8 protein-coding genes and 2 pseudogenes are annotated in these 9,290 nt (G+C 65.3%); 4 read left to right on the forward strand and 6 right to left on the reverse strand.

All coding sequences use genetic code 11. From position 1 onward, the window contains the following. From JHD07_RS23925 to JHD07_RS23935, 3 genes and pseudogenes are all read left to right on the forward strand, one after another. A pseudogene (locus tag JHD07_RS23925) lies at positions 1 to 397 on the forward strand (serine/threonine protein kinase); the annotation flags it as partial. Between the two features lie 97 nt (positions 398 to 494). Next, a complete protein-coding gene (locus JHD07_RS23930) occupies positions 495 to 1,049 on the forward strand; it encodes a CAP domain-containing protein (protein WP_291626534.1) in 555 nt (184 codons plus the stop codon). A 67-nt stretch (positions 1,050 to 1,116) separates the two neighbouring features. Further along, a pseudogene (locus JHD07_RS23935) lies at positions 1,117 to 2,295 on the forward strand (aminotransferase class V-fold PLP-dependent enzyme). A gap of 12 nt (positions 2,296 to 2,307) precedes the next feature. Here the strand turns inward: JHD07_RS23935 and JHD07_RS23940 are convergent. Genes JHD07_RS23940 through yajC form a run of 6 tightly spaced genes read right to left on the reverse strand, consistent with a single transcriptional unit; the run spans position 2,308 to position 7,970 of the window. Next, complete coding sequence (locus JHD07_RS23940) at positions 2,308 to 3,552, reverse strand: threonine ammonia-lyase (RefSeq protein WP_291626536.1); 1,245 nt, start codon at positions 3,550 to 3,552, stop codon at positions 2,308 to 2,310. Positions 3,553 to 3,597: 45 nt separating this feature from the next. After that, positions 3,598 to 4,461 carry a phytoene/squalene synthase family protein gene (locus JHD07_RS23945; RefSeq protein WP_291626538.1) on the reverse strand — a complete coding sequence of 288 codons (864 nt, stop codon included), beginning with the start codon at positions 4,459 to 4,461 and terminating at the stop codon, positions 3,598 to 3,600. Further along, the gene (locus JHD07_RS23950; RefSeq protein ID WP_291626540.1) at positions 4,458 to 4,841 is read right to left on the reverse strand and encodes an MTH938/NDUFAF3 family protein; all 384 of its coding nucleotides are present in this window, start codon (positions 4,839 to 4,841) and stop codon (positions 4,458 to 4,460) included. The genes JHD07_RS23945 and JHD07_RS23950 overlap by 4 nt, the downstream gene beginning before the upstream one ends. Positions 4,842 to 4,901: 60 nt before the next feature. Continuing rightward, the gene (gene secF / locus JHD07_RS23955) at positions 4,902 to 5,927 is read right to left on the reverse strand and encodes a protein translocase subunit SecF (protein ID WP_291626542.1); all 1,026 of its coding nucleotides are present in this window, start codon (positions 5,925 to 5,927) and stop codon (positions 4,902 to 4,904) included. 16 nt (positions 5,928 to 5,943) lie between these two features. Then, positions 5,944 to 7,548, reverse strand: coding sequence for a protein translocase subunit SecD (gene secD, locus JHD07_RS23960; protein WP_291626544.1), 1,605 nt, complete (start codon positions 7,546 to 7,548; stop codon positions 5,944 to 5,946). 47 nt (positions 7,549 to 7,595) lie between these two features. Further along, positions 7,596 to 7,970, reverse strand: a complete 375-nt coding sequence (yajC, locus tag JHD07_RS23965; RefSeq protein ID WP_197952492.1) for a preprotein translocase subunit YajC — start codon at positions 7,968 to 7,970, stop codon at positions 7,596 to 7,598. Between the two features lie 182 nt (positions 7,971 to 8,152). Between yajC and JHD07_RS23970 the strand changes: the two genes are divergently transcribed. Further along, the gene (locus tag JHD07_RS23970) at positions 8,153 to 9,145 is read left to right on the forward strand and encodes an ATP-binding protein (RefSeq protein ID WP_291626549.1); all 993 of its coding nucleotides are present in this window, start codon (positions 8,153 to 8,155) and stop codon (positions 9,143 to 9,145) included. Positions 9,146 to 9,290: the final 145 nt, after the last annotated feature.

The following is a 9,290-nucleotide window of genomic DNA, read 5'->3' on the forward strand; positions in this document are numbered from 1 at the left end:
CGTCAACGATGCCCCGGTGCTGGCGGAGCTGATCCGACGCAATCCTGCCGTACGCGATACCGCCATCGTCGCCTTTGCCGACCGCCGCTCCGGCGTCGGGCTCTATGCCTTCGTCGAAGCCGATCAGGCCGCGCTCGAGGGCCAGCTCCGCAGCGAGCTTGCCGCCGCCAAGGGACCGAAGCCGCCCGAGCACATCCAGGTCGTGCATGCGCTGCCCCGCAATAACAGCGGCGAGCCGCGCACCGAGGTCCTGCAACTGGTCGCCATGAACCAGCTCGATCTGATCGAGCCGATGATGAAGAACGAGCAGGACCGAGCCTTCCTCAAGGACATCCTGGAGCAGCGCAAGAACCTGCGCGACCGCTTCAATTTCGAGGCGGACCTGCCGACGCGCTAGCGCAGAGAGCCCGTGCCTTGAAGCGTCCACATTGGCGATAGAGAAGCGCTGAGAAAACGCAGGGTCGGCAGGGATGATGGGCGCTCGGGGGACGATGATGCATCGTGTGGTTGGCGGCTTGATCGCCGGCCTTCTGCTGTTGGCAGGCGCCCCTGCGCTGGCGGACTCGCCGGCCGAGCTGATCTCGAGCTTCCGTCTCAAGCACGGCGAGCCCCGTGTCGTCCGCGACGCCACGCTCGACCGCATCGCGATGGACCAGGCCCGCGCGATGGCGGCCAAGGACGACCTCAGCCACGACGCACTCGGACCGTTCAACCGCCGCGTCGCCCCGGCCGGCGCGGGCCGGGCCGCCGAGAACATCGCCTACGGCTACGACAATTTCGAGAAGACACTGGGCCAGTGGATCGACTCCTCCGGGCACCGCAAGAACCTGTTGCTGCGCAACGCCTCCCGCGTCGGCATCGCCAGCGCCAAGAATGCGAGTGGCAAGCGCACCTATTGGGCCATGGTCATCGCCGGCGACTACGCGCCGAAGGGCAAAGGCAAGAAAAACGACAAGGAGCCCGTCGTCGCCGTGAAGCGCGAGGTCGCTCCCGCCAGCAAGCCAAAGTCCAGCAATTGTCACGTCAAGCTGCTGGGGCTTTGCATCTGAGGCGCGCTCATCTTGCTCGCGGTCGGCAACGCGCCTAATTCATGGGTTACAAGATTGGAGGGCGTCAGTGATCGACCTCGACCAAATACGTGCCGACACGCCAGCGGCCTCCCGGATCGCCTATCTCCACAACGCCGGCGCGGCGCTGATGCCGACCCCCGTCGCCGCTGCCATGAAGCAGCATATCGACCTCGAAAGCGAGATCGGGGGCTATGCAGCCGCCGATCGCGAGGCCTAGCGGCTCGACGCAGTCTATGGCTCAGTCGCGCGTCTGCTCAGTGCCGCCCCCGACGAGATCGCTCTCGTGGAGAACGCGACGGTTGCCTGGCAGATGGCGTTCTATTCGCTGCCGTTTCGCAAGGACGATCGGATCCTGACCGCCGAAGCGGAATACGCCGCCAATTATGTTGCGTTTCTTCAGGTCGCGAAACGAACCGGTGCGGTCATCGATGTGGTGCCGAGCGATGCCAGCGGCGAGCTCGATATCGAGGCGCTCGAACGGATGATCGATGCGCGAGTGAAGCTGATCGCGATTACCTGGGTTCCGACCAATGGCGGGCTGGTCAATCCAGCCGCGGCGATCGGCAGGATCGCGCGGGCGCATGGCATTCCCTATCTGCTCGACGCCTGCCAAGCGGTCGGGCAGATGGCGGTCGACGTCGAAGCCATCGGCTGCGACATGCTGTCCGCCACGGGCCGCAAATTCCTGCGAGGCCCGCGCGGCACCGGCTTTCTCTACGTTCGCAGGAACATGCTGCAGCAACTCGAGCCACCGATGATCGACCATTTCGCAGCGCCCTGGGTCTCGCGGGACAGCTATCAATTGCGCGACGATGCCCGCCGCTTCGAGACCTGGGAGAACAACTACGCAGCCCGGTTGGGGTTGGGAGCAGCTATCGACTACGCCCTTGAAATCGGCATCGCCCCAATCGAACAGCGCTGCCGCATGCTGGCTGGCCGACTTCGCGACGGCCTCGCGGCGCTTCCTGGCATCACCATTTGCGACCTCGGGCGCGCGCCCGGGGCCATCGTCAGCTTCACGATGAAGGGGCATGAGGCGGACGCCATCGTTGCCAGCGCCGCTGCAGCCGGGATCACGATCGGCGCGTCCGATCCGTCGAGCACGCGCATCGACGCCGAACGTCGCGCGCTGCCGCATGTGGTGCGGGCATCACCGCATTATTACAACACGGAAGCCGAGATCGACCGGCTAATCGTGCATCTAGAGGGTCTGCCGTCGCGGTAGTGTCTGCGCCGCTCAGGTGCAGCGCGCGCTCAATCCGGACGCACTGAGCCTCGCCATCACTTCATCGAGATGGGCGCTGTCGCGAGTCTCGATGACGAGTTGCAGCAGCGTCGCCTTGGCCGGCAGGTCGGAGAAGGTCCGCTGATGCGAGACCTCGATGATGTTCGCACCCGCCTCGGCCAGCAGCGCCGCGACCGCGGCGAGTTGCCCCGGCCGGTCGGGGATATCGAGCGAGAGCTGCGTCAGCCGCCCCTCGCGCGCGAGCTCGCGGGTGAGCACGGATGCGATCAGCCTGGTATCGATGTTGCCTCCGCTCAGCACCAGGCCGACCTTCTGGCCGGCGAAACGGGACGGATCAGACATCAGCGCGGCGAGGCCCGCGGCGCCGGCCCCCTCGACCACGGTCTTCTCGATCGAGATCAGGGTCGCGACCGCGCGTTCGAGCTCGGCTTCGTTGACGAGCGCAATGTCGTCCACGAGGCCGCGAACGATCTCGGTGGTGATCCTGCCCGGTGATTTCACCGCGATGCCCTCGGCCAGCGTGTCGCCGCGCGCCGGCAGATTGCCGCCATGGATGGCGTTGTACATCGAGGGATAGAGCCAGGCCTCGACGCCCAGGATCCGCAGCGACGGCTTGATCGACTTTGCGGCAATGGCAATGCCGCTGATCAGCCCGCCGCCGCCGATCGGGACGACCAGCGTGTCGAGCTCCGGCACCGCCTTGAGCATTTCCAACCCGATCGTGCCCTGCCCCGCGATCACGAGCGGATCGTCGTAAGGGTGGACGAAGATCATGCCGTGCGCTTCGCCGTGGCTCCGCGCAAAGCCGGCCGCCTCTTCCAGTGTCGCGCCCGTGACCACCACCTCGGCGCCGTGATGCCTCGTGTTCTCGATCTTCACCATCGGCGTGCCGATCGGCATCACGATGGTGGCGGGAATGCCGAGCCGCTTGGCGTGGTAGGCGACGCCCTGCGCATGATTGCCCGCGGACATCGCGATCACGCCTCGCGCACGCTCTTCCGGCATCAAAGCGGTGAGCCGGTTGAGCGCGCCGCGCTCCTTGAACGAGGAGGTGAACTGGAGGTTCTCGAATTTGAGCCAGATGTCGCAGCCGCAGATGCCGCTCAGCGTGCGGCTGTAGCTGCAGGGCGTCTGGACGACGGCGCCTTGGATGATCTTGGCGGCCGCGTGAATGTCTTCCGGTGCGACCGGAAAGCCGCTGAGGTCAAGGGACGTGATGTCGGATAAGTCAGCCATGGGACAGCATAGAGCATTGGCCCGGCTCGGGCGACAAGCCAACCGCTATTTGGTAAATTCCCGCGAACGTGAAGCCCGCCATAGCGTCCACAGCGTGCGCAGCCGCGAGGGCGGTTGCGGCGCGAACGGATTGCGCCCGGGCTGCGACAGGCGCTTGAGGTCGGCTCGCGTCTGGCTCAACGACAGAAAGGCAGGACGCACCAATGCCGGCACCTGCGGCAGCAGCGACAGGGCCGTGGTCACGTGCTGCCGCGCCTCGCCGGCAAGCTGCTCCAGGACGGCATGCAGGCTCGGTGTCTCCTTGCCGGCGAAGACGTCCTCCATGCTGCAATCGTGCTTCTCGATCACCTGCTGCGGCAGGAACAATTGCCGGTGTGCGGCATCGCGCGGCAAGTTGGCGATGACCTGCACGATACCCTGCGCCAGGCCGGCATGGCGGGCGAGATGCTCGACCGCCTCCGACCGCGGTCCCAGAACCTGGGCCGCCAGACCGAATAGAGCCGAAGAGGTCGCGGCCAGATAAGCTTCCAGCGCCGCCATGGTCGGCATCGGATCGTTGTAGAGATCGAACTGGTGCTCCTCGGCAAGCAGCGACAGCGGCTCGACCGGCAGGTCGAAATCTCGGATCGCGCGGAGCAGCTCGGCTGCGACCGGATTGCCCTCCGCGCTGCCGTGGACATGGCCCGACAGCATGTCGGTCCACCATTGCAGGCGGATCTCACCGGGCAAGGGCTGGCTCACCTGGTCGCGGACGCGGACGATCTCGACGTTGAAGGCGTACAGCGCCTGCAGCGCGCGCCGCTCGGCGGCCGACACGAACAGGGTCGCGGCGTAGCGGGGAAAGTCATGGCTGCGCACGAGATCGGCGCAGAAGGCGGCGGAGTCGGATTGCGGCGGCGGGCTGCTCATGGCACGGCGATCAGCGCGGCGGCAACCCGCCGCCTCTCGCCGATCATGATGTTGTAGGTGCGCACGGCCGGCCCGGTCTGCATCGTGTCCAGCACGACCCTGACCGCCTTGAGCGCCTGACGCAGCTCCGGTGGCGGCAGCCACAGCCCGGTGCCGGTGCCGACCAGGAGTGTGTCGATGTTGTTGGCCGCCGTGAACACCCGATCGAGTGAATAGCGGTCGATCTTGTCGGGGGCGGTCACGTCCCAGGCCCAGATCGCGTCGGGCAGGCACAGCAGCGAGCCCCGGTGCGACATGCCGGCGAACGCGAAGCCGCCCTTGCCGTAGGCCTCGATCGGCGCCGAGCGCGGGAAATGCGGAGCGTTGGGATCGCCGGCCATGAGTTTCGTCCGAATTGGCTTACTGCCCTCGCAAACGCCTGCGAAGGCATGAGGTTCGGATCATGCCTTGCTTTTCTTCGCCGGCGTCGCCGTATCCGCCGCATCTTCGCGATGCTCGCCGACGCCGAGGTAGATCAGGATCGGCGCCGCGATGAAGATCGAGGTGTAGGTGCCGACCAGCACGACGCCGAACATCATCACCGCCGTGAAGCTGTGGATGGCGTGACCGCCGAACAGCAGCAGCGCCAGCAAGGCCAGCGTCACCGTGACGTGGGTGATGATCGAGCGCGAGAGCGTCGAGTTGATGGACTCGTTGAGCAGCTGCGGCATCGGCATCTTCTTGTAGCGTCGGAGCATTTCGCGGATCCGGTCGTAGATGACGACGGTGTCGTTGAGCGAATAGCCGAGAATCGTCAGCAGCGCCGCGATGCTGGTCAGGTCGAAATCGACCTGGCTGATCGACATGAATCCGATCGTCAGCACGATGTCGTGCACGTTGGCGATCATGGCGCCAAGCGCGAACTGCCATTCGAACCGGAACCAGAGATAGATCAGGATCCCGATGATCGCGAGCATCAGGCCGGCCATGCCCCAACCCAGTAGCTCGCCGGAGACACGCGGACCCACCACCTCGACGCGGCGATACTCGACGGACTCGCCGAGTGCACCGCGAATCTTGTCCACCGCGGCCTGCTGCGCCTTGTCCCCGCCCGGCTGCTCGGCAACACGAAGCAGCACGTCGGCGGGGCCGCCAAATTGCTGCAACTGGACTTCGCCAAGGCCGAGGCCGCCAAGAGTCGTTCGCATCTGCGCAAGATCGGCAGGGCCCGCCTTGGCCCGCACCTCCATCAAGGTGCCGCCCTTGAAGTCGATGCCGAAGTTCAAGCCATGGGTGAAGAACAGCACGATGGCGACGATCGAGAGCGTCGCCGAGATCGGGAACGAGATGCGGCGGAACTGGGTGAAGTCGAAATGCGTATCGTCCGGCACGATGCGCAGCGACGGCAAGAGGCCGAGCACGCTGACAACGGTCAGAACGGCAATCAGGATGCCGAGGGAGATGAGAACGAGTTGAGTAGTGGTCACAGCCGGCCTCGAATTATCAAATCGGCACGGTCTTCGGCCGCTTCCACTGCACCCACCACGCGACGATCAGGCGGGTCATGGTGAAAGCGGTGAACACAGTGGTGATGATGCCGATACCGAGCGTTACAGCGAAGCCGCGCACCGGTCCGGTGCCGATCATGAACAGCACGGCAGCGGCGATGAAGGTGGTGACATTCGAATCGAGAATGGTCGCAAGCGCGCGCTTGAAGCCTGCGTCGATGGCCGAGATCGGGCTTCTCCCGCCGCGCAGCTCCTCGCGGATACGCTCGTAGATCAGCACGTTGGAGTACACCGCGATGCCGACGGTGAGCACGATGCCGGCGATTCCAGGCAGCGTCAGCGTGGCGCTGAGCAGCGACAACAGGCCGAAGATCATGGCGACGTTGATCGCCACCGCGATGTTGGCGAACACGCCGAACAGCCGATAGGTCAGCAGCATGAAGATGATCACCAAGATCGATCCGACATAGGCCGCAAGCTCGCCCTTGTCGATCGAGTCCTGGCCGAGGCCCGGACCGACGGTGCGTTCCTCGACCACCGTGAGCGGCGCAGGCAGCGCGCCGGCACGCAGCAGGATCGCGAGATCGTTGGCCGATTGCACAGTGAAATTGCCGGAAATCTGGCCTTGGCCGCCGGTGATGGGCTCGCGGATGACGGGCGCCGAGATCACCTTGTTGTCCAGCACGATCGCGAACGGCAGGCCCACATTCTCCTGTGTGGCCTGCGAGAATTTGCGCGCGCCCGAGGTGTTGAACTTGAAGCTGACGACCGGCTCGCCGGTGCGCTGGTCGAAGCTCGCCTGGGCGTCGGTCAGGTCGCCGCCGGCGACCAGCACCTGCTTCTTGACCACGTAGGGCGTGGGCGGCGGCGATGCGCTCATCAGCAGTTCGGAGTCCGGCGGCACCCTGCCCGTTTGCGCCTGATCCGGCGGCACGGAGGTGTCGACCATGCGAAATTCCATCTTCGCGGTCTTGCCGAGCAGCTCCTTCAGGCGCGTCGGATCCTGGAGACCCGGGACCTGCACCAGGATGCGGTCGTTACCCTGACGTTGGATGATAGGCTCGACGGTGCCGAGCTCGTTGACGCGCTTCTCGACGATCTGGATCGACTGCTCGATGGTCTTGCGCAGGCGATCGAGCATCGCGGCCTCAGGGATGGTCAGGCGGATGAGCCCGCCGCCGGCATCGGTCACGTCCAGGTCGCGCTGGCCGCTGGAGCCCATCAGACCGCCCAATGGCTGCGACAGCTCCCGCAGCTTGGATAGCGCAGTTTGCAGATCGGATTCCTTGGTGATGCGTGCCTCGACGGCGTCGTTTCGCACAGCAATACCGCCGGTAAATCCGATCCGCGCATCGCGCAGCACCTTCTGTGCATCGCCGCGGATTTGATCGAGCCTCTGCTTCTTCACATAGCCGGCATCGACCTCGAGCTGCAGTGAGGAGCCGCCCTGGAGGTCGAGGCCGAGCACCAGCCGGCGCTGCGCCCAGGTGGGCCAGGTCTTGACCTGCGACTCCGGGAAGAAGTTCGGGACCGCGCAGAGGCACACGATCAGCGCCGTCAGGATGACCCCGAGCGCCTTCCACCGCGTGAAATACAACATCGACTGGACCTGTCAGATCGGGAGACTTGAGATGCTCGCGGAAGCGCTCACTTCGACGCGGCGTCGTCTTTGGCGGCTTCCTTGCTATCCTTGGATTCCTTGGCCGGCTCACCCTTGGCCCGCACCCCGGAGATCATCTGGCGCATTTGCCGCACGCGCACCCCGTCGGAAATCTCGAACTCGATCTGGTCGTCATCGACGACCTTGGTGACCTTGCCGACGAGGCCGCCCGAGGTCACGACGGTGTCGCCACGGCGGATGTTCTTCACGAGCTCGGCGTGGTCGCGGACCTTCTTCTGCTGCGGACGCAGAATCAGGAAGTACATGATCACGAAGATCAGGGCGAACGGCAGCAGCGACATCAACATGCTGTTGGTGTCGCCGGCGGCCGCAGCCTGGGCATACGCAGGGGTAATCAACATTCGGACGATCCTCGTGAGAACGGGGGAAAGCCGGTCAGGCCCTCGAAGGCGACCGCTTCGGTCAAATTCGCGCGGACTATAGCGGCCATTGCCCCAATTGCAACGCTGCCAGACCGCCCTTTTGGCCCACCTTGCGGCAGGCCGCGAGGCCCGATAAGGCTGCGTTCTCAGGAACTTCGGACATGCCCAAAAAGCTCAGCAAAAGCCCGGCCGGCAAAGGCCCCCGCACCCCTGCCAGGAAGCCCGCGCACCTCGCGGCAAAACGCCCCACGGCAGCCTCCAAGGTGATCACCAAGGTCACCCCGGACCTTGCCCAGGAGCGCATCGTCCGCGCGCTGGAGACCATTGCCGCACACCTCTCCGCCCAGGGCCGCCCGGCCCTCGAGCCCGAATCGTTCGAACGGGCGCATGCTTATGTCTGGCACCCCGACGGCCGCCTTGCGGCGGTGCCGCGGGTGAGCCGCGTCGAGCTGTTCCTCCTCAAGGGCGTCGACCGGATGCGCGACATCCTGATGGAGAACACCGAGCGCTTCGCCAATGGCCTGCCCGCCAACAATGCCCTGCTGTGGGGCGCGCGCGGCATGGGCAAGTCGTCGCTGGTAAAGGCCGCGCATGCCAGCATCAATGCCGAGCGCAAGGCCGCCGACAAACTCAAGCTGATCGAGATTCACCGCGAGGACATCGAAACGCTGCCGATGCTGATGGAGAAGCTCCGCGACGCCAGCTTCCGCTTCATCGTGTTCATCGACGACCTCTCCTTCGACGGCAACGACGCGTCCTACAAGTCGCTCAAGGCCGTGCTCGAAGGCGGCATCGAAGGCCGGCCCGACAACGTCATCCTCTACGCGACGTCGAACCGCCGCCATCTGTTGGCGCGCGACATGATCGAGAACGAGCGCTCGACCGCGATCAATCCGGGGGAAGCGGTCGAGGAGAAGGTCTCGCTATCGGATCGCTTCGGCCTCTGGCTCGGCTTCCACCGCTGCAGCCAGGACGAATACCTCGCGATGGTGCGCGGCTATTGCAGCCATTTCGGCATCGATGTCGACGACGAGGCACTGGAGCGCGAGGCGCTGGAATGGTCGACCACGCGTGGCTCGCGCTCGGGCCGCGTCGCCTGGCAGTTCGTGCAGGAGCTGGCGGGACGGCTCGGCGTGAAGCTGACGGCGAAGTAAGGCGAGCTTTCACCCTACCCACAACCGTCATCGCCCGCGAAGGCGGGCGATCCAGTATTCCAGAGACTGTCGTAATGAATCGAGAGGCCGCGGCGTACTGGATCGCCCGGTCAAGCCGGGCGACGACAGCGTTCGCGCGGAGGCC

Origin of the sequence: Bradyrhizobium sp. (assembly GCF_016462955.1) — a bacterium.
In the GTDB taxonomy this organism is placed as follows: Bacteria; Pseudomonadota; Alphaproteobacteria; order Rhizobiales; family Xanthobacteraceae; genus Bradyrhizobium.

What these genes read in the sequence shown, in the direction of transcription:
- JHD07_RS23930 (WP_291626534.1), top strand. Translation starts at nt 495, where the DNA reads ATGCATCGTGTGGTTGGCGGCTTGATCGCCGGCCTTCTGCTGTTGGCA.
- JHD07_RS23940 (WP_291626536.1), bottom strand. Translation starts at nt 3,552, where the DNA reads ATGGCTGACTTATCCGACATCACGTCCCTTGACCTCAGCGGCTTTCCG.
- JHD07_RS23945 (WP_291626538.1), bottom strand. Translation starts at nt 4,461, where the DNA reads ATGAGCAGCCCGCCGCCGCAATCCGACTCCGCCGCCTTCTGCGCCGAT.
- JHD07_RS23950 (WP_291626540.1), bottom strand. Translation starts at nt 4,841, where the DNA reads ATGGCCGGCGATCCCAACGCTCCGCATTTCCCGCGCTCGGCGCCGATC.
- secD (WP_291626544.1), bottom strand. Translation starts at nt 7,548, where the DNA reads ATGTTGTATTTCACGCGGTGGAAGGCGCTCGGGGTCATCCTGACGGCG.
- yajC (WP_197952492.1), bottom strand. Translation starts at nt 7,970, where the DNA reads ATGTTGATTACCCCTGCGTATGCCCAGGCTGCGGCCGCCGGCGACACC.
- JHD07_RS23970 (WP_291626549.1), top strand. Translation starts at nt 8,153, where the DNA reads ATGCCCAAAAAGCTCAGCAAAAGCCCGGCCGGCAAAGGCCCCCGCACC.